At 68.2% G+C, this 18,767-nt stretch carries 22 protein-coding genes and 1 tRNA gene; 8 read left to right on the top strand and 15 right to left on the bottom strand.

The window, feature by feature from the left end:
- Positions 1 to 18: 18 nt before the first annotated feature.
- From NX02_RS32750 to NX02_RS21370, 3 genes are all read left to right on the top strand, one after another.
- Positions 19 to 192 (top strand): hypothetical protein, encoded by a 174-nt coding sequence (locus NX02_RS32750; protein WP_158014141.1) that lies wholly within the window; start codon positions 19 to 21, stop codon positions 190 to 192.
- Complete coding sequence (locus tag NX02_RS21375; protein ID WP_025294207.1) at positions 189 to 656, top strand: hypothetical protein; 468 nt, start codon at positions 189 to 191, stop codon at positions 654 to 656. Before NX02_RS32750 ends, NX02_RS21375 begins: the two co-directional genes overlap by 4 nt.
- A 108-nt stretch (positions 657 to 764) precedes the next feature.
- Entirely contained in the window at positions 765 to 950 is a 186-nt protein-coding gene (locus NX02_RS21370) for a hypothetical protein (RefSeq protein ID WP_039996751.1), read from the top strand.
- Positions 951 to 1,064: 114 nt separating this feature from the next.
- Here NX02_RS21370 and NX02_RS21365 read toward each other — a convergent pair whose 3' ends face one another.
- From NX02_RS21365 to NX02_RS21315, 11 genes are all read right to left on the bottom strand, one after another.
- The gene (locus tag NX02_RS21365) at positions 1,065 to 1,964 is read right to left on the bottom strand and encodes an iron-containing redox enzyme family protein (RefSeq protein ID WP_025294205.1); all 900 of its coding nucleotides are present in this window, start codon (positions 1,962 to 1,964) and stop codon (positions 1,065 to 1,067) included.
- Positions 1,965 to 2,080: 116 nt separating this feature from the next.
- Complete coding sequence (locus NX02_RS21360) at positions 2,081 to 2,824, bottom strand: alpha/beta hydrolase family protein (RefSeq protein ID WP_025294204.1); 744 nt, start codon at positions 2,822 to 2,824, stop codon at positions 2,081 to 2,083.
- Positions 2,814 to 3,980 carry a DUF3182 family protein gene (locus NX02_RS21355; RefSeq protein ID WP_245648664.1) on the bottom strand — a complete coding sequence of 389 codons (1,167 nt, stop codon included), beginning with the start codon at positions 3,978 to 3,980 and terminating at the stop codon, positions 2,814 to 2,816. Before NX02_RS21355 ends, NX02_RS21360 begins: the two co-directional genes overlap by 11 nt.
- Positions 3,977 to 4,114 (bottom strand): hypervirulence associated TUDOR domain-containing protein, encoded by a 138-nt coding sequence (locus NX02_RS21350; protein ID WP_245648663.1) that lies wholly within the window; start codon positions 4,112 to 4,114, stop codon positions 3,977 to 3,979. The genes NX02_RS21355 and NX02_RS21350 overlap by 4 nt, the downstream gene beginning before the upstream one ends.
- Before the next feature lie 83 nt (positions 4,115 to 4,197).
- A complete protein-coding gene (locus NX02_RS21345) occupies positions 4,198 to 4,905 on the bottom strand; it encodes a DUF899 family protein (protein ID WP_025294201.1) in 708 nt (235 codons plus the stop codon).
- 72 nt (positions 4,906 to 4,977) lie between these two features.
- The gene (locus tag NX02_RS21340) at positions 4,978 to 5,481 is read right to left on the bottom strand and encodes a hypothetical protein (RefSeq protein WP_025294200.1); all 504 of its coding nucleotides are present in this window, start codon (positions 5,479 to 5,481) and stop codon (positions 4,978 to 4,980) included.
- Between the two features lie 144 nt (positions 5,482 to 5,625).
- Complete coding sequence (gene lepA / locus NX02_RS21335) at positions 5,626 to 7,422, bottom strand: translation elongation factor 4 (protein WP_025294199.1); 1,797 nt, start codon at positions 7,420 to 7,422, stop codon at positions 5,626 to 5,628.
- 116 nt (positions 7,423 to 7,538) lie between these two features.
- A complete protein-coding gene (locus NX02_RS21330; protein WP_025294198.1) occupies positions 7,539 to 8,873 on the bottom strand; it encodes a c-type cytochrome in 1,335 nt (444 codons plus the stop codon).
- On the bottom strand, positions 8,870 to 11,020 hold the full coding sequence (locus tag NX02_RS21325) for a xanthine dehydrogenase family protein molybdopterin-binding subunit (RefSeq protein WP_025294197.1): 2,151 nt from the start codon (positions 11,018 to 11,020) through the stop codon (positions 8,870 to 8,872). Before NX02_RS21325 ends, NX02_RS21330 begins: the two co-directional genes overlap by 4 nt.
- Positions 11,013 to 11,468, bottom strand: a complete 456-nt coding sequence (locus NX02_RS21320) for a (2Fe-2S)-binding protein (RefSeq protein ID WP_025294196.1) — start codon at positions 11,466 to 11,468, stop codon at positions 11,013 to 11,015. The genes NX02_RS21325 and NX02_RS21320 overlap by 8 nt, the downstream gene beginning before the upstream one ends.
- 99 nt (positions 11,469 to 11,567) lie before the next feature.
- Positions 11,568 to 12,221, bottom strand: coding sequence for a response regulator transcription factor (locus NX02_RS21315; protein ID WP_025294195.1), 654 nt, complete (start codon positions 12,219 to 12,221; stop codon positions 11,568 to 11,570).
- 243 nt (positions 12,222 to 12,464) lie between these two features.
- On the opposite strand from NX02_RS21315, the gene NX02_RS21310 reads away from it, so the two are divergent.
- From NX02_RS21310 to NX02_RS32745, 5 genes are all read left to right on the top strand, one after another.
- Entirely contained in the window at positions 12,465 to 13,478 is a 1,014-nt protein-coding gene (locus NX02_RS21310; protein ID WP_025294194.1) for a zinc-binding alcohol dehydrogenase family protein, read from the top strand.
- Positions 13,479 to 13,854: 376 nt separating this feature from the next.
- Positions 13,855 to 14,208, top strand: a complete 354-nt coding sequence (locus NX02_RS21305; protein WP_025294193.1) for a response regulator transcription factor — start codon at positions 13,855 to 13,857, stop codon at positions 14,206 to 14,208.
- Positions 14,209 to 14,267: 59 nt separating this feature from the next.
- Entirely contained in the window at positions 14,268 to 15,893 is a 1,626-nt protein-coding gene (locus NX02_RS21300; RefSeq protein WP_025294192.1) for an FAD-dependent oxidoreductase, read from the top strand.
- Positions 15,894 to 16,032: 139 nt separating this feature from the next.
- Positions 16,033 to 16,109: transfer RNA gene (locus NX02_RS21295), tRNA-Pro, on the top strand.
- A gap of 187 nt (positions 16,110 to 16,296) precedes the next feature.
- Positions 16,297 to 17,226 carry a hypothetical protein gene (locus tag NX02_RS32745; protein WP_158014140.1) on the top strand — a complete coding sequence of 310 codons (930 nt, stop codon included), beginning with the start codon at positions 16,297 to 16,299 and terminating at the stop codon, positions 17,224 to 17,226.
- Here the strand turns inward: NX02_RS32745 and NX02_RS32740 are convergent.
- Genes NX02_RS32740 through NX02_RS32730 form a run of 4 tightly spaced genes read right to left on the bottom strand, consistent with a single transcriptional unit; the run spans position 17,223 to position 18,755 of the window.
- A complete protein-coding gene (locus tag NX02_RS32740) occupies positions 17,223 to 17,555 on the bottom strand; it encodes a hypothetical protein (RefSeq protein WP_158014139.1) in 333 nt (110 codons plus the stop codon). The genes NX02_RS32745 and NX02_RS32740 overlap by 4 nt on opposite strands.
- Complete coding sequence (locus tag NX02_RS21285) at positions 17,539 to 18,213, bottom strand: hypothetical protein (protein ID WP_158014138.1); 675 nt, start codon at positions 18,211 to 18,213, stop codon at positions 17,539 to 17,541. Before NX02_RS21285 ends, NX02_RS32740 begins: the two co-directional genes overlap by 17 nt.
- Positions 18,203 to 18,457, bottom strand: coding sequence for a hypothetical protein (locus NX02_RS32735; RefSeq protein WP_158014137.1), 255 nt, complete (start codon positions 18,455 to 18,457; stop codon positions 18,203 to 18,205). The genes NX02_RS21285 and NX02_RS32735 overlap by 11 nt, the downstream gene beginning before the upstream one ends.
- Positions 18,450 to 18,755 (bottom strand): hypothetical protein, encoded by a 306-nt coding sequence (locus NX02_RS32730; RefSeq protein ID WP_158014136.1) that lies wholly within the window; start codon positions 18,753 to 18,755, stop codon positions 18,450 to 18,452. Before NX02_RS32730 ends, NX02_RS32735 begins: the two co-directional genes overlap by 8 nt.
- Between the last annotated feature and the right edge of the window lie 12 nt (positions 18,756 to 18,767).

Raw genomic sequence — 18,767 nt, 5'->3', positions numbered from 1 at the left:
TCATCAAGGAGGGCGGCCATGAGCAAGGCGCGCAACATATCGACCGAACATCGGGAAAAGGGCAGTGCCCGCAGCCCCAGTGACACGCTCGACCGGCCCGCGAAGGACGATAAGCCGGCCGGCGCGTGGCAGCCCGGCCGCGACGAGGGGCGGATCGAGCCTGCGGATCAGGATGAAGGAGGCGAAGGATGAGCGACGGTCGCCGGCAGGATGCCGACCAGCCCGAAGCGGAGCGTCGCGTCGACGGCGGCGGTCGCAAGAATCCGCTGCCGCAAAGCGAGGCGCGCCGCGGCAACGCGCAACCCAAGGGCGCGGCCGCGCCCGAACGGACGCCGATGGCACGAACCCTGACCGCCGGTGGCGGTCGCGAGATCACCATCGAGGAGGAGTCCGGTGCCGCCGCGGCGGAGATCATGATCGGGGAGCGCCGCCGCGCCGCGCAAGCGGACGACGCCGGTCGCCGGCCCGTCTCTGCAGGCCGCGCATCCGCCCGCGCCATTCTTGCCGGGGCGCTGGTGGCAGGCGTTTCCGCCTTCCTCCTCGGCCTGCGCTGGCGCGGCACGACGCGCAGGATGCCCAGGCCGCAGGCCGGGCAGCGCCTGACGATCATCCGGCGGACGCGGTTCATCGTGCAGCCCGCGCGTTCACGGGTCTGAAAGCGATCCCGCGGAGGAGTACTGCAAGGAGGCGGCAGCTGCCGGGAGCCGTTCGCGGCATCGGGCGTTTCCGGGTCGAACTGAGGAGGGAAGAATGGCCAAATCTTGATGCAATTCTCGCTGACACACGATGGCAGCGACTATCTGCTCAGCATCGAAGACGAAGACGGAGAGACCAGCGAGTTCACCGTCAGCTTCGAGCAGCTCGACCTGATCAGCGAGGCGATCGAGCAACTGCTCGACGCGGACGAGGATGACGCTCTCTCCGCCGACGACGACGATGAGAAGGATTGATCGGGGGCGCTTCCCGATCTCGACGCGGCAGCAGCGCCGCCGCTTATGAAAAGGGCCAGCCTTTCGGGCCGGCCCTTTTTCGGCGCCGTCGCGATGGCCGCGACACCACGGGCTTCAGCCCCAGAGCGCGGCGCGATAACGCTCGAAGCAGCGCGCGCCGCAGGTAAGGCGCATCAGCGCGCCTTCGGCAATCGCCGTCGCGCGGGCGGGATCTTCCGCGACCAGCGGCTTCAACGCCTCCTCGTTCCACGCCTCGCTGTGCTTGATGTCGAGCACGGCGTGGAGATCGAAATAGCGGCGCTCGCGATCGCTCAACCCGATGCGGCGCAGGCCCTTCGCGACCATCGCCGAACGGCCCGGGGCGGTCAGCTCGATCACGCCGAGCGCGCCGACCGAATGCCAGGCGTAGCGGCGGTTGACGGCCATCGCCGTCATCGCATTGGCGAGCGCCAGGCTTTCCCAGACCGTGGTCTCGATCGTCGGCTGCACGTCCAGCGTTTCGACCAGCGCGTCGAGCATCGGGCCGTGCATGCCGCGGACCTGGCCGCGGCCCATCTCGTCCCAATAATTGCGCGCCAGTTCGAGCTTGGCCGGCACCGGCAGCTTGATCTGCGTATAGGCGACGAGATCGTCGAATCCGGCCTCGCCGGCCGCTTCCTGCTCGAAGAACCAGCGCAGCTGGTCACGGTCGGCCTCCGCGGCGAGCCACGGAAACAGCGGATCGCCCTGGCCGGGCCCGCGCTGCTTGAGGTCTTCGAACCAGTCGATGAAGCCGTCGACGTCGGTGGGGGCGCCGGCAGCCTCCTCGGCCACCTCGGCGCGCAATTCCTCGATGAAGCCACCTTCAAGGCGCATCATCCGCACGTCCCGCTCAAGCGTGTGGCGCCACTCCTCGGTCGGAAATTGCGGTTCCAGCCGCTCGCGGTTCCAGTGCGCCAATCCGCGCTGGAAGCTGTCGGTCAGAAATTGGGATCGTCGTTCGACGGTGTCGGATTCCCGAAAGCGCGTTGCCACGGATTGTTCCTCGCTGTTTCGATTCGAAAGGCGATCGATCGGCTGATCGATCTCATGGCCTAATTACGGTACAGACGGCCAAACGTTCCGCGAACTAACAATGATCAATCCCATGATCAGCTCAAAGTCCGGCGTGCGCCGCGGACCATTTCCTCGATCCACCGGATCAAGACATTATTATACGCCTTGCGGCAGCTTTCATCGCGCAACGCGTGATCGGCGCCGTGCATCACGCGATAGCTCAGCGATCGGGCGTGGCGGAACGCCGCGATGAAGGACGCGATGGCCGGGTGGGGGACATGCTCGTCGAACTCGGATTCGACGATCAGCACATCGCCCTCGAACGCGTCGCAGGCGCGCAGCGCGCGATTGACCTCGGGCGGATGGAAGCGGCTGCGAAAATCGAAGATCGCCTTCTTGTCGAGCAGCGCCTTCGGCACGTCCCAGTTGCTGTCGGGGTAGAGCGCCGGCACGCGCAGCGCCAGCCAGTGCACCGGGCGCAGCTCCGTCAGCAGGGTCGCCAGATAGCCGCCATAGCTGGTGCCGACCACGGCGATCGCCGACGGATCGACCATCTCCTGGGAAGCGAGGAAATCATAGGCGGCGAGCACGTCGGCGAGGCCGTCGTCGCGGGTCACAAGCTGGCGCTGGCCGTCGGTGCGGGCGTGGCCGCGCAGGTCGAAGGTGAAGCACAGGCAGCCGAGCTCGGCGATCTCTTCGGCGCGCGCCAGATCCTGCTCCTGGCTGCCGCCCCAGCCATGGACGAACAGCACGCCCGGTATCAGCTTTTCCGGGCCGAGCAGCGTGCCTTCGATCGGCTGATCGTCTACCTTGATGCTCAGTCGGCCGTCATGCTTCACGACTGACCTCGGCATATTTGGTCAACGGGCCCGCCACCGGATCGACGCCGTCATAATAGATCGTCGCACCGGCCGGTGCGGCACCGGCTCGTCCGTAGATCTCCATGGTCGAACTGCGCACATGGCCGAGCTTCGAATCGCGCGCGAACGCCTCGATCGCGGCGAGTTCGGCGCCGGTCGCGCCGCCGACGCGCCAGCTTTGTTCCAGCACGCCGATCCGGCGCGTGCCGTCCGCGGCGTCGCCGGCGATGATGTCATAGTTGCGGCGCGAGGCGCACAACCCCGGATAGGCGGCAAACACGGCACGATCATAGGCGATGGCATGGCGAACCGCCTGCGCGACTTCGGCCGCCAGCGGCAGGGCCGCAAGCTCGTCCCAGCCGCCGCGCACGACTTCCAGATCGGAGCCGCCATAAACGGTGTCGCCTGCGTTGCTGCGGGTCAGCCGCTGCGTGCCCCAATAGGCGATGGCGTGCGCGCCGATCCGGGTCGTGCCGACGCTGTAGGTGGTGACGTCGGCCAGATTTTCCTCCAGCACGATGCCGCCCGCTTCGATCGCCTCGGACGATTCCGCCGCCAGCGCGCGCTCCAGCGCCTGGCGATCCTCGACGACGGTCTGGCCCAGCCCGGCGGTCGCGGCGACTGCCTTCAGACGCAACGGGCCCAGCGCGAGCAATGTCTCGCCCGCGCGCCGGACATCCGCGGTGCTGAACGCGGTGAAGCCGATCGGCACCACCGGTGCGAGCGCGCTGCCCAGTTCATGTGCCCAGCCTTCCGGCGCAGCGGCATCGGGCGCGATCAGCGGATGGGTGATCGCCTTGGTCGCGACGAAGCGGTGCGGCACGACGCCACCGAGCAAGCGATCCTCGCCGGCCACGCCCAGCAGGGCTGCCTCGTCGGCGATCAGCGTATCGAACGGCACGACATAGGCGTTCGTGCTTGCGACGATCGCCTCGCCGCCGAAAGGCAGATCCAGCAGCGCAGCGACATGGCGCGCGACGACGCGGCGGCTTACCCGGTCATGCGCGTTGGCGTGGGTCGCCGATCCGCGCCAGGTCATCACCGTCACGGGCGGGGCGAGCGCGGTCATCAGCGGCGCGCCGGACAGGCCGGGCAGCAGCGTGGCGCCACCCCAGCCGCAGGATGGCGCGTTCACTGCTTCTTCAGCGCGGATGGCTTGTGCGCCGCGCGGTCACCATTTTCGGTCTCGACGATATATTGCGGATCGTCCTTGCGGGCGGCGACCGTGTGACCCTTGATGTGGGTGCGGCTGGTCTGCTTCTTCACCACGGTGCCCTCCCTTGCTGTGGGGTTCAGACAGGGAATGCGCGGGCAGACCAAATGTTGCGGCGCGTTGCGGCCAACGCCCCGTCTCAGTAGCTGAGTTTCGGATACCAGTCGGTTCCGCGCCCGCCGGGGGTCAGATCCAGGATCGACCAGAGCGCGGCGATGTCGGGCGCATCGCGCGGATCCTGGCCGGGATCGGCGGCTTCGCCGGTCATCTCGCTCGCCCAGAACAGGCGCACCTGATCGCCGTCGCGACGGAACACGGTAAGTGCTGGATATTCGCCGCCCTCGGCCGGCAGCAGCCCCAGATCATCCGCATAATCGTCGCCCACGGTCTGGACGAAATCGAGGTCGCGCCAGCCGCGCTCGGCGGCGAAGGCGAGCTGCCGCTCGACCGGGCTGCGCCCGAAGATCTTGAGCGCGACGCGCTGCTTGATGTCGGCGGCATTGCCGTTCACCGCGCCGAGCCAGTTGGTGCACATCGGGCAGGGCCGCTCGCGCTGCGGCCCATACATCCAGAAATAGGCGACGAGCGTGTCATGATCGCCGAACAGGTCGATCAGCCGCAGTTCCTCGCCATTGGCGTCGCGGAAGCGATAATCCTTTTCGATCACCGGCCCCGGCGGCAGCGCGCGCCGCTGCTCGGTCAGCCGGGTCATGTGCCGGCGAAACGCGATCTCCTCCGCCAGCAGCGCTTCGCGCGCGATCCGATAATCCTCGCTCTCGCCGGGAAAGGGCGTCTTCGCGATCCTGCGCGCCAGCTCTTGCGCGGGAACGAGCGTGTCGGTGGCCATGAATCCGGATCCTCTCGCTGATCGTTTCGTCAGTTAGAAAAGATAACGATCGATTCGGCAAGAGGTTGCGCGTCAGCGCACGAAGCGCCGCCGGATCGTGAGGCCGATCAGCACCAGCCCGCCGATGAAGCCGGACAAATAGCTTGCCAGATGCGCGCCCGCCGCGGCGGAAAAGGCGACATGCTTTTCGGGCGGGATCAGCGCGCCCCAGCCGCCGGGGACCGCCATGCTCCCGGCCGCGACCATCCATGCGCAGGCGATGCCGGCAACCAGCGCGGCGATCGCGCTGGTCGCCATCAGCAGCAGGACCGGGCGCTTCAACTGCGCGACCGTCAGCCGGTTGCGCGGCCCGAGCCGCGCGGCGGCGGCGAGCAGTACGCCCAGCGGCAGCCCCACCCACCAGGTGGCGATCACGCCCCAGCCGACCGCGAGCAGGAAGGGGGAGGTGGTGGGGAAGACCGGCGGGTGCGCGATGGTGAAATATTCCACGCAGAGATGCGCAGTCACCTGATCGTGGAGGATGCCATAGAGAATGGCGGCGGCGGTCGCGAACAGGATGATGCGGATGCTTTGCATCGGGGCATCATGCAGCGTCGGGGTGGAGGTGCCTAGGGGATGAGGGGGCATCCCGAGCAGCCGGACCTCTGGCGTTCGCGGCGCCCCGTATGTTGTCGCTGTCGCTTACCGGCAGGCGGCCGGGCCGTCAGGCCCGCGTCGGGCTCAGCTCTCGTCGCCCATGCGCAGCGCGGCGATGAAGGCCTCCTGCGGGATGCTCACGCTGCCATATTCGCGCATCCGCTTCTTGCCTTCCTTCTGCTTTTCCAGAAGCTTGCGTTTGCGGGTGGCGTCGCCGCCATAGCATTTCGCGGTCACGTCCTTGCGCAGCGCGGCGATCGTCTCGCGCGCGATCACCTTGCCGCCGATCGCCGCCTGGATCGGGATCTTGAACATGTGGCGGGGGATCAGGTCCTTCAGCCGCTCGCACATGCCGCGGCCACGCGTCTCGGCGGTCGAGCGGTGGACGATCATGCTCAGCGCATCGACCGGCTCGTTGTTGACGAGGATGCTCATCTTGACGAGATCACCGGGGCGGTGGCCGATCTGGTGATAGTCGAAGCTGGCATAGCCGCGGCTGATCGACTTCAGCCGATCGTAGAAGTCGAACACCACCTCGTTGAGCGGCAGTTCGTAGCTGAGCTGCGCGCGGCCGCCGACATAGGTCAGGTTCTTCTGGATGCCGCGGCGATCCTGGCAGAGCTTGAGGATGCTGCCGAGATATTCGTCAGGCACATAGATCGTCGCCTCGATCCACGGCTCCTCGATCTCCTCGATCTTGTTGGGATCGGGCATGTCCGCCGGGTTGTGCAGCGCCATCGTGCCGCCGCCATGCGTCAGCGTGATCTCATAGACCACGCTCGGCGCGGTGGTGATGAGGTCGAGGTCATATTCGCGGGTCAGCCGCTCCTGGATGATTTCCAGGTGGAGGAGCCCCAGGAAGCCGCAGCGGAAGCCGAAGCCCAAAGCCGCGCTGGTTTCCATCTCGAACGAGAAGCTGGCGTCGTTGAGGCGCAGCTTGCTGATCGATTCGCGCAGCTTTTCGAAGTCGTTGGCGTCGACCGGGAACAGGCCGCAGAACACCACCGGCTGGACTTCCTTGAAGCCCGGCAGCGCTTCGGCGGCGGGCCGCTTGGCGTCGGTGATGGTGTCGCCGACCGCGGTCTGCGACACTTCCTTGATCTGCGCGGTGATGAAGCCGATCTCGCCGGGGCCGAGATCGGCGAGCTGCTCGATCTTGGGGCGGAAGCAGCCGACGCGATCCACCAGATGGGTGGTGCCCGCGTTCATGAACTTGATCTGCTGGCCCCTCTTCAGCACGCCGTCGATCACCCGCACGAGGATGACGACGCCGAGATAGGGATCATACCAGCTATCGACCAGCATCGCCTTCAGCGGTGCCGCGGCATCGCCCTTGGGCGGCGGGATCTTGGCGACGATCTGGTCGAGGATCTCGGAGATGCCGATGCCGGACTTGGCGCTGGCGAGCACCGCCTCGGAGGCGTCGAGGCCGATGACGTCCTCGATCTCCTTGCGCACCTGCTCGGGCTCGGCGGCGGGCAGGTCGATCTTGTTGATGACCGGAATGATCTCATGATCATGCTCGATCGACTGATAGACGTTGGCGAGCGTCTGCGCCTCGACGCCCTGCGCGGCGTCCACCACCAGCAGCGCGCCTTCGCAGGCGGCAAGGCTGCGGCTCACCTCATAGGCGAAGTCGACATGGCCCGGCGTGTCCATCAGGTTGAGGACGTGGCCCTTCCACTCGAGGCGCACGGTCTGCGCCTTGATGGTGATGCCGCGCTCCTTCTCGATATCCATGTTGTCGAGCACCTGCGCGGACATTTCGCGCTCGGTGAGGCCGCCGGTCGTCTGGATCAGACGGTCGGCCAGGGTCGACTTGCCATGGTCGATATGTGCAATGATGCTGAAGTTGCGGATCTTGTCGAGCGGGGTGGACATCGCGCGCCGATAGCTGGCCGGACGCCGGAATGCAAAGCCTCGCAATCTACGGCTACAGTAAAGAGAGTAAAGACGGGCCGGGCGCGCCGACGCCCGCGCCCCCGGTCGCGATGCCGTCACTCTTCCCGCATGCGCTTCACGTCGGCGGCGGTGATCCGCGAGGGCTTCGATCCGAACCGCGCGGTCACATAGTTCGCCGCGGCGGCGACCTCCGCATCGGTGTAAGCGGCGCCGAAGCCCGGCATGTAGGCGCCGGTCCGTTCCGGCGAGCCGCCGGTGCCGTTCAGGATCATCAGCGCGACGTTGGCGGCGGTGGCGTCGTTGACGGCGCGGTTGCCGGTCAGTTGCTGGTCGGCGGTGATCGCGCCGCGCCCGGTCCAGGCGTGGCAGCTCGCGCAGGCGCCCTCGAAGATGCGCTTGCCAAGCGGATTGTCGCCGGGGCCGGCGCTCGCGGCGGCGGGGGCGGGGCCTGCCATCGCCGGCGAGGCGGCGGTGCGCACCGCCGGCACGGTCTTGAGATAGGCGGCCATCGCGGCGATGTCCGACCGGGTCATGCGGCTCGTGCTGAGTTCCACCGCCTCGGCCATCGGGCCCGAGGCCACGCCGCGGCCCGCGGCATGGCCCTTGGCCAGATAGTGCGCGATCTCGGCCTCGGTCCATGCGCCGATGCCGCTCAGCCGGTCTCCGGAAATGTTGTAGGCGTTCCAGCCCTCGGCCTGGCCGCCGGCGAACTTGCGGCGCGTATCCATCGCCTGCAGCAGGTTGCGCGGGGTGTGGCACTCGCCGCAATGGCCGGCGGCCTCGACGAGATAGGCGCCGCGGTTCCATTGCGGGCTGCGGTCGGCGACGGGGCGGAAGCGGGTGTCGCGGTTGAAGAAGCCGCCCCAGATCGCCATCAGCCAGCGCTGGTTGAACGGAAAGGCGAAGCTGTTGGGCAGGTTGGCCTGCCGCACCGCGGGCAGCGACGCAAGGTAGCGGCGGATCGCCAGCACGTCCGCATCGGCCAGCATCGTGTAGGATGCATAGGGGAAGGCCGGATAGAGCCGTTCGCCGCCTCGCCCGATGCCCGTGTGCACCGCGCGCAGGAAGTCGGCATCGCTCCACGCACCGATCCCGGTTTCGCGATCGGGGGTGATGTTGGGCGTGTAGATCGTGCCGAACGGCAGCTTGAACGGGCGCCCGCCTGCGAACGGCTTGCCGCCCTTGGCGGTGTGGCACGCGGCGCAATCCGCCGCCTCCGTCAGATATTTGCCGCGCGCCAGCGGATCGGCCTTGGCAAGCTCCAGGGGTACGCCGGTGGGGGAGGGGCCCTGATAATCGGCCAGCGCCACCTGCCGGCCGCCGGCAAACGCCAGCGCATCGGGCAGGAACAGCAGCCGCCAGGCGACGAGGCCGCCGACCAGCAGCACCGCGCCGGTGAGGATCAGCAGGTTGCGACGCCGCCGGGTCATGCGCGGGCTCCCTTCGCGAGCAGGGCCGGGTCGATCGGCATCCGCTTGAGGTGCACGCCGGTCGCCGCGTAGATCGCGTTGCACACCGCTGCCTGCACCGAAACCGTGCCGGGTTCGCCGATGCCGCCGGGGGCTTCGGCATTTTTCACGACATGCACCTCGATCCGCGGCGTCTCGTCCATGCGGACGACGCGATAATCGTGGAAATTGCTCTGCTCTACACGGCCGCCGCTCAAGGTGATGCGGCCGTGCAGCGCGGCGGAGAGGCCGAAGATCAGCCCGCCCTGGATCTGGGAGACGATCCCGTCGGGATTGACCGGGGTGCCGCAATCGACCGCGCTGGTCATCCGCACCACCGTTACCGCTCCCTCGTCGTCCACCCCGACCTCGGCGATCGTGCAGAGATAGGTGCCGAACACATATTGCAGGCTGATGCCGCGTCCCGAGCCCGGGGGGAGCGGGCCGCCCCAGCCGGCCTTGGCCGCCGCGAGATCGAGCACCGCGCGGGCGCGCGCCTGCTTGCCGATCAGCCCGCGGCGGAAATCGAGCGGATCGCGCCCCGCCTCGCGCGCGACGCGATCGACGAAGCTCTCGGTGGCGAACACGTTCATGTTGGGGCCGACGCCACGCCAGAAGGCGGTGTCGACGCCCTTGGGTTCATGGCGCACCCACGTCACCAGCGTCGCGGGGAAGTCGTAGGGCGTCTCCACCGCGCCATCCACCGCGTCGCCGTCGATCTTGCCGTCGAACCCCGGCGGCAGCCAGCGGCCGATCACGCTGGGCCCGGCCACCTTGTGCGACCAGGCGACGGGCTTGCCATCCTCCAGCCGCGCGCTCAGCCAGCTGCCATAGACCGAGCGATAGGGCGTCTTGCCGATATCCTCCTCGCGCGACCAGACGACCTTGACCGGGCCGTCGACATGCCGTGCGATCCGCACCGCCTTGCGGGTGCCATCCACCTCGAGCCGCCGGCCGAAGCCGCCGCCGATCAGATGGTTGTGGACGATGACCCGATCGGGGGTGAGCCCCGCCTCTTCGGCGGCGGCACGCTGCGTCATCGTCATCACCTGCGTGCCCACCCAGATCTCGCAGCGGCCGGGGGTGAGGTGGACGGTGCAGTTCATCGGCTCCATCGGCGCATGGGCGAGGAGCGGCAGTTCGTAGAAGCCGGAGATCACGCCGTCGCCGGTGAGCTTCGCCTTCGCGCCGGTATCGACCGCGACATTGCCGTCGGCGCGGCCGGCCTCGATCAGTCCAGCGCGGATGGTTTCGGTGGAGGCCGCCGCGAACGGCCCGTCGGTCCATGCGATGTCGAGCGCCGCGAGCCCGCGCAGCGCGGCCCAGCTCGTATCGCCGACCACCGCGACCATGTCTTCCAGCACGATGATCTGCTGGACGCCGGGCAGCGCCTTGGCCTGCGCATCGTCGACCCGCGCGACCTTGCCGCCGAGCACCGGCGAACAGGCGAGGCTGGCGAAACGCACCCCCTCGGGCATCGCGTCGATGCCGTATTTCAGCGATCCGTCGGTCTTGTGCAGCGTGTCGAGCCGGCGATGCGAACGGCCGATCAGGCGGAACGCGGCGGGATCCTTGAGCGGCGGATCGGCGGGCGGGGTCTCGCGCATCGCCGCTGCTGCGAGCGTGCCATAGGCCGCCCGGCGTGCGCTTGCGTCGTGGATCACTTCGCCGGCCTCGGTGCGGCAGCTGTCGGCGGCGACCTGCCAGCGCCGTGCCGCCGCGGCGACGAGCATCGCACGCGCGCTCGCGCCCACCTTGCGCAGCGGCAGCCAATAGGCGCGCACCGAGGTGGAGCCGCCGGTCGCCTGCACCTGGAAGATCGGATTGCCGTAGAGCGCGTCGCTGGGCGGCGCGGCTTCCAGCGTCACCCCGGCCAGCGGCAGGTCGAGCTCCTCGGCGATCAGCATCGACAGCGCGGTGTAGATGCCCTGGCCCATCTCGGTCTGCGGCATGATCAGCGTCGTGCGCCCGTCCGTGGCGATGCGGATGAACGCGTCCGGCGCGAAGGCGGCGGTGCCGTCGGGCGCGGCGATGCTGGCGGTGCGCAGGTTGATGCCCAGCAGGAAGGCGGCACCGCCGACCGCGCCGAGGCGCAGTGCCTGGCGGCGCGACAGGCCGCGCTCAGCCACGTTGCGCCGCCTGCTTGATGCCTTCGCGGATGCGCACATAGGTGCCGCACCGGCAGATATTGCCGGACATCGCGGCGTCGATCGCGCCATCGTCCGGGTCGGGATTTGCGGCGAGCAGCGCGGCGGCGGCCATGATCTGGCCGGACTGGCAATAGCCGCACTGGATCACGTCGAGATCGAGCCAGGCCTTCTGCACGCGTGCGCCCGCGGCGGTGGCGCCGACGCCCTCGATCGTGGTGATCGCGCGATCGCCGACCGCGCTGACCGGCAGCCGGCACGATCGCACCGCGACGCCATCGACATGCACCGTGCAGGCGCCGCACTGGGCGATACCGCACCCGAACTTCGTGCCCGTCATGCCGAGCTTGTCGCGCAACACCCAAAGCAGCGGCGTGTCTCCATCGACCTCCGCGCTGCGCTTCTCGCCATTTATCGTGATGTCGACCATCGCGTCCTCCGCTGCACCGTCAAGGTGGAGCAAGGCGGGGCGGCGGCCCAGATATACCTAGGTATGCGTCTGACGGGAAAAGCCCGACGCCGGTATTGCTCAGAGATCGAGCAGCTCGATCTTGCGCACCATATCGGCCACCGAAACCGACTTCAGCTTCCTGCCAGCGCTCGACCGGTGCATCTTCACCGTCACTTCGGTGATGCCCAGTTCATAGGCGATCTGCTTGTTGAGCAGGCCGCGGGCGACGCCGCGCAGCACGTCGGTCTCGCGCGCGGTCAGGTGGCGGGCGAGGTCGCGCACGACATCGCGCTCGCGCTGCCCGTGGCGCCGTTCGCCGTCGCGGCGCAGCGCGTCCGACACGGCGTCGAGCAGCTCCTGCTCGCGGAACGGCTTCGGCAGGAAATCGAGCGCACCCGCCTTCATCGCCCGCACGCTCGTCGGCACATCCGCATGGCCGGTGATGAAGATGATCGGAATGTCGATGCCGTCACGCGCGAGCTGCGTCTGCAGTTCGAGCCCGCTGGAGCCGGGCAGCCGCAGGTCGAGCACGAGGCAGCTCGGCCCGTTGGGCAAGGTGTCGCCGAGCAGGGCGGCGGTGGAGGCATAGACCTGCACCTTCATGCCGACCGAATCGAACATGTCGGTCAGGCTGGCGCGAATGTCGGGGTCGTCGTCGACCACGAGGACGACCGGGACGTCGCCGGCCTGCGGGCCCTCATCGCTCGACGCGGCTCTCGCTCCTGCCAGCAAAACCGGGCTCCTCGATCCTGACCGCCACCCGACCTTCCTATCGGTGGGCGGGCCGCATGACCAGCCGGGCGGGGCCATACTTGCGTATGGGTTCGCCGCGCCCGACGCCACGGCCCGGCAGGTCACGGATCATGCGCTCGAACGGCCATGCGAAAACGCATGCCGGCCGGTCGATCTTGGGGGTGGCGGGCGGCCGGGCGAGACCCGACTTACGCCCCATGTGACGACCATGGAGATTATATCATGAAGGCCATCGGCTATCATCAGGCGGGCGCGATCGATCGCCCGGACGCCCTGATCGACCTTGAGCTTCCCGCCCCCGTGCCGGGCCCGCGCGACCTGCTCGTTCGCGTGAAGGCGGTCTCGGTGAACCCGGTCGACGTCAAGGTCCGCGCCTCGAGCGCCCGGACGGACGGCGCCCCGAAGATCCTCGGCTTCGACGCCGCCGGCATCGTCGAGGCGGTCGGCGGCGAGGTCTCGCTGTTCAAGGCCGGCGATGCGGTATTCTACGCCGGGGACATTTCCCGCCAGGGCACCAACGCCGAACGCCACCTCGTCGACGAGCGGATCGTCGGCCACAAGCCTGCCTCGCTGGGCTGGGCCGAGGCGGCGGCGCTGCCGCTGACCGCGATCACCGCCTGGGAACTGCTGTTCGACCGGCTCGGCATTCCTCATGGCAGCAAGACTGCGGGCGGCACGCTGCTGGTCATCAATGGCGCCGGCGGCGTCGGTTCGATCCTCATCCAGCTCGCGCGGCGCCTGACCGGCTTCACCGTGATCGCCACCGCCTCGCGGCCCGAGACGAAAGCGTGGGTCGAGGAGATGGGCGCGCATCTGGTGATCGACCACCGCAAGCCGCTGGATGAGGAACTCGCCCGCATCGGCCATCCCGAGGTGAACTATGTCGCGGGGCTTACCGGCAGCGAGCATTATCTGCCGCTGTTCCCGAAGATCGTCGCGCCGCAGGGCCGGATCGCGTTGATCGACGATCCCGCGCATTTCGACATCGTACCGCTCAAGCGCAAGTCGATCACCGTCGCCTGGGAACTGATGTTCACCCGTTCGCTCTACGCCACGGCCGACATGATCGAGCAGCACCGGCTGCTCGAAGAGGTCTCGCACCTCGTCGACGCCGGCGTGCTGAAGACCACGCTTACCCGCACGCTGTCGCCGATCGACGCCGCCAACCTCAAGGAGGTGCACCGCATGGTCGAAAGCGGCGTGGCGATCGGCAAGACCGTTCTCGAAGGCTTCTGACGAAGGGGCGGCGGCGGCGCGTCAGGGCGTCGCCGTCGCCTCGATCCGCGCGATCGGCGCCGAACGGCTTCTTCAGCACCACCCCCTCATCGTCATCCCCCTCATCGTCATCGACGATGGCGATGCTGAGAAGGCGTGGCCCGGTCGTTCCAGCGAAGTCGGGCGACAGACCGGCCAGTGACAAAACATCTCCATGCGCCGAAGGTGCGGGCAACCGATACCAGCGTATGGGTGGGTTCGAAGCGGCGGCGGTGTAGGAATGGCAGGGCGGTGCCGGGCTGCTCGGCAGGCTGGGCAGCGCGATTCGATCCGACAGGGATGGTCGAGGATATTGGGAGACCGTCTGTTGGTCGAAGCTTCATTGCCTCCCGTTCCGATGAAGTCGATCGCGATCGTCGATGACGATGAAGACGTCGCCGCCGCGCTCGGAAGTCTGGTCGACAGCATGAATGCGCGGCCGGAGATCTTTCATTCGGCGGACGACTATCTTGCTTCTTTGCGTTGGCGTGCGGTCGACATGGTGATCAGCGACGTCCAGATGCCGGGCACCAGCGGGCTCGAGCTCGCCCGGATCCTGCAGGGCACAGGCGTTCCGCTGATCCTGATCACCGCCTTTCCCAGCCTGGAGCTGGAGCGGCAGGCCATGGCGCATGGCGTGCGCCGCTTCATGCGCAAGCCGTTCGATCCCGCCGCGCTGATTGCCTGCATCGAGGCGATCCTGGATGGTTGAGGCAGAGGCTCCGCCGGTGGCAGGATGGGGCCGATCATGAACCGGATGGAGGCGGAGCGATGGAGACCATAGGGCGCGATCTGCGTGAAATGCAGCGAATCCCGCTCGCTGCGGCGCATGTCGCCGCGCTCCGGCAGGCGGGTGTCGAGCGCGACTATCCGGCCGGCGCCTTCCTCGCCCGCCCCGGCGAACCGGCGGACCGCTTCATCTATGTCGAGGACGGCGAGATCGAGGTGGTCAATCCGCTGACCGGCGACCGCCATCTGCCGTCGACGCTGGGGCCGACCCAGTTCATGGGCGAGATATCGTTTCTGGACGGCGGCAACTGGTCGATGCCGATGCGCACGGCGCGGCCGACGCGGGTGATCGAGGTCGCGCGCGCCGCGATGCTGCGGCTGATGGCGGACATTCCCGAGATGTCGGACATCGTCATCACCGTGCTCGCCGCGCGGCGCCGTCGCCAGCTCGACGCGCGGGACAGCGCGCTGATCCTGATCGGCGAGGATGTCGACCGCGCGATCGGCCGCGTCGCCGATTTCGCCAGCCGCAACCGGATTCCCTACACCTCGCTGCCGTTGGGGAGCGCGGCGGCGGGAGAGGCGGCGCGCAGCTGCGCCAGCACCGCGACCGGGCCGATGGCGATCTTCGGGCGCACGGTGATCGCGGATCCGACGCCCGAACGCATCGCCCGGTTGCTGGGGCTCGGCCGCGAACTCGTCAACGACGAGGCGTTCGACGTCATCATCATCGGCGGCGGCCCGGCGGGTGTCGCGGCGGGCGTCTATGCCGGCGCCGAGGGGCTGCGCGCGCTGGTGGTGGAGGATATCGCGGTCGGCGGCCAGGCCGGCACCTCCAGCCGGATCGAGAATTATATGGGCTTCCCCACCGGCATTTCGGGCGCCGATCTCGTCTGGCGCGGCGAGGTGCAGGCGATGAAATTCGGCACGCGCTTCGCGGTGCCCCGCCGCGTCGGCTTGCTCGAACAGCTCGACGACGGCGATTTCTGCGCCACCCTGGACAATGGCCAGCGCGTGCGCGCCCGCGCCGTCGTGGTGGCGACGGGGGTGCAGTATCGCCGCCTGCCGATCGAGCGGCTCGCCGATCTCGAAGGCGCCGGCATCTATTATGCCGCGACCGAGAACGAGGCGCGCACCTGCCATGGCCGCGAGGCGGTGGTGATCGGCGGCGGCAATTCGGCGGGTCAGGCGGCGATGTATCTCAGCCGCGCGGCGCGCCGCGTCCGCGTGCTGGTGCGCGGGACCTCGCTCGCCGCGTCGATGTCGCACTATCTGTCGAGCCGGCTGGAGGCGGATCCGGCGATCAGCATCGATTATGGCGCCGAGGTGGTGGCGCTGCATGGCGACGATCGGCTCGACCAGGTCACCATCCGCGATCGCGCCACCGGCGGGGAGCGGCGGATCGACGCCTGCGCGCTGTTCATCATGGTCGGGGCCGCTCCCAACACCGAATGGCTCGCCGGGCTGGTGCGGCTCGACGACAAGGGCTTCATCCTGACCGGGGAGGCCGCCGGCGGACGATCCTCCTTCGCCACCTCGCGCGCCGGCATCTTCGCGGTCGGCGATGTCCGCGCGCATTCGGTAAAGCGCGTCGCCTCGTCGGTCGGCGAGGGTTCGGTCGTGATCTCGCAGGTGTGGGAGCATCTGAACCCCGCGGTTCCGCGCTGAAGCCGACCGCCGCAGCCATGATGTTCCGGGGCCTGCGCACCGCCCCCGACAAAAGCTGCGATTGAGCGCTTGCGCAGTATGAAAGGGGCATCTATAGGCACGCGCCTTGCCTCCGGGTGGTTCGCCACCTTGGATCGGTCGGGGAGTAGCTCAGCCTGGTAGAGCACTGTCTTCGGGAGGCAGGGGCCGGAGGTTCGAATCCTCTCTCCCCGACCAAATCTTTTCCGGCAATCGCCGCCCTTATGCCTTCGGCTTCCTCCGGTGTCACTCCGGTGAAAGCCGGAGCGAAGGCGCCCGGCGCCAGCTTTTCGATGGCGTCGATGATCTCTTCCGTCACCCGCAGCGCCTGACCGAGATAGCCCGTGTCGAACGGCGCGTAGGTGTCCGACGTGGTGATCTTCATGTGGCCGAGCATGATCCGCCCCTCCACCCAGTCGCGCTCGCCGAGCCGCTGCCGGGCGAGGTGCGCCATCGATCGGCGGATCAGCTTGAGACCGGTCTCGCCGTCGCGCGGCAGCTTGAGATAATCGAGCATCCCCTCGAAAGCAGTCTTCACCGAATCGACCGTCACATAGAAGCCCGTGTTGGCGTCGAGCAGCGGCGCCAGCTGGCGCGCGACCGGCACGATCGGCCGGTGCTTCTTCGTCTGCTGGCGCCCCTTCGGGTTGAGGTTGAGCGCGCGAGCGTTCGAATGCCACTGATCATGCTTGCGGTCGGTCGAGACGTCGTGCGCCGCGTCCGGCCGCGCCCAGGTCGCGACGCTGACCTGCAGGAAGCGATGGAGGTTCGCCCGGTCGGCGCGCCGGCGCTTGTAGGATCGGTTGTGGTCGGTCTCGTCCGTCTCCGGATCGGTGCAATAGCGGAACATGGCGGCGAGCGTGGCGATGTCGGCGCGGTAGGCGGGGGTGCGGCTGACCTCGCCCGGCTTCTTCGCCGCGAAGCCGGCCGGGAACAGCGTGTCCTTCCGCCCGTGCGCGAAGTTGATCGCGGCGGCGAGCATCGTCACGCTGCCCTCGACGGTGCCGGCCGTGCGGGTGCGCGCCTTGCCGCCGGTCGAGACGATCGGCACCTCCATCGCCCATTCGCGGAACCCCTCGATCCAGTCTTCATCCACATCCTCGCAGGCGGTGGTGAGCTGGTCGGTCTCGGTCAGGTAGTTCGTGACGTGCGCGAGGCGGTGGCGCATCGAATCGATGCTCGGACGGCTGTCCCGCGCGACCAGATAGTCGGCGATCGCGGCGGTCACGAGGTGACGCGCGCCGGCGCGCATGAGCTGGCCGCAGGTCGGGCACACCGACTGGCCCCGCTCGCGCTGCAGGTAGAGCGCGTCTAGCTCGTTTTCCGCCTGTTCGACGTCCTCTGTGCCCGTCGAGCGCTGGCGGTTACGCCCAGCGGCTTCGTCGTACCAGACGATCTGGAGGAACGGCGAGCGGAGGGATCCGTCCCTCCGTCGATCGTAGGCGAGCCGGTATTTCCCCCGGCTGTAGAGTTCATCAACCTCTGTCCGCATAGCTCTCTCTGCTCTTCCGCCGCCTTCACCTGGATCATCTCGCCCACGCCGATCGCATTCAGCAGATCGAGGTCGGCGCCCTCGATCCGGATGCCCTTGCCCTTCTGGGTCTGCCTCGCCCAGTGGCGGGCCAGGTCAATCAGTGTCGCCATGGGGGCTCTCTCCTTTCGTGTCGGCGGTGCAGAGCATGCCGCACCTGATCTTGCCGTTGCCCGGCACGCGCTCCTGCGAGCTGCCGGGATAGTCCGGCCACCAGTTCTCATCGTCGACCCAGCCGGTGTCGTTGCAGTGGACGCAGGGCTGCGCGGCGATGCTCCCGATTGTGGTGGCGAACGTGATGATCGCTGCGGCGAACGAACGCTCCCAATCGCTGACCGGGTGGTCGCTCGACGCCAGCCATTCGCGGACTAGGTCGACCGCCTTTTCCTCCGCCGATCGATCCGGCCTCGGGTCGCCCATCTCGAAGACGAAGGGCCCCGACCAAACCTTCGCCGGGATACCCGTCAGGCCGAGCTTCGCGGCGCGCTTGGCCATGCACGTCACGCACAGCAAGCCGCCTTCGTGACCGGTCGGACTGATCTTCGCCCATGTCTCGTGGGGGACGGCCGCCTCCACCCATTCAGGGCTGCTGTAAGGGCACCCGCAATCGTAGCAGCCGACACGATCCGCGGGGCGGGTGTAGGAGCGCCGAGCAGCATCACGCATCCGAGTACGCACCCACTCGTTGACCGTCATTCCTCCGTCACCACTGGATGCCAGTTCCTGCAGTTCACGCTCCAGCGCCGCGCGCAGATCGATCTCACTGTTCATGGGTGGTGTCCTTGTCGAAGGCCGCGCGGTGCTGCGCAAGCCTGGGCAATCCCGATTCATCGATCAGGTGAGGCGGGGCGAAATCGTCGTTGAGACAATGCGGCAGCGCGTCGGCGGAGAGAGCCCCGCAGCTCACGCACCCGCAATTGCCGGAGCAGTACGGACGCTGCGGAAAGCCGTCGGCGCATACAACCTCGCGGCTGCGGAAAGAGCGGCACCGCGTTGGCGTGTTCGCGTCAATCACAGCCGCCACCCCCGCCACAACTCGATGCCGACGAACAGCTATTGCTCGACGATGCCGAGCAGCTGTTGCAGCTGCCGCCGCCGTAGCTGGACGACGACGCGGCATGATCGGCGCTGTGCGAGGCCGGTATGTCCGACAGCGCGATAATGGCCGCGCGCGTGGCGACGCTGTCGTCGCTGCTCGCCTGGACGCTGCGGCGCCCCGCGCCAGCGCCTCCGGCCGCCGGGGACGTCGGCCGTGCCGACGGGGTGATCGGCGGCTCGGGGCGCCGGCGGCGGAACCATCCAAACAGTCTCATCTCTCATGTCCT

It is taken from the genome of Sphingomonas sanxanigenens DSM 19645 = NX02 (assembly GCF_000512205.2).
Classification (GTDB): domain Bacteria; phylum Pseudomonadota; class Alphaproteobacteria; order Sphingomonadales; family Sphingomonadaceae; genus Sphingomonas_D; species Sphingomonas_D sanxanigenens.
Note: the sequence above shows the minus strand (reverse complement) of the source record. Positions and strands in the feature narration are given on the sequence as shown.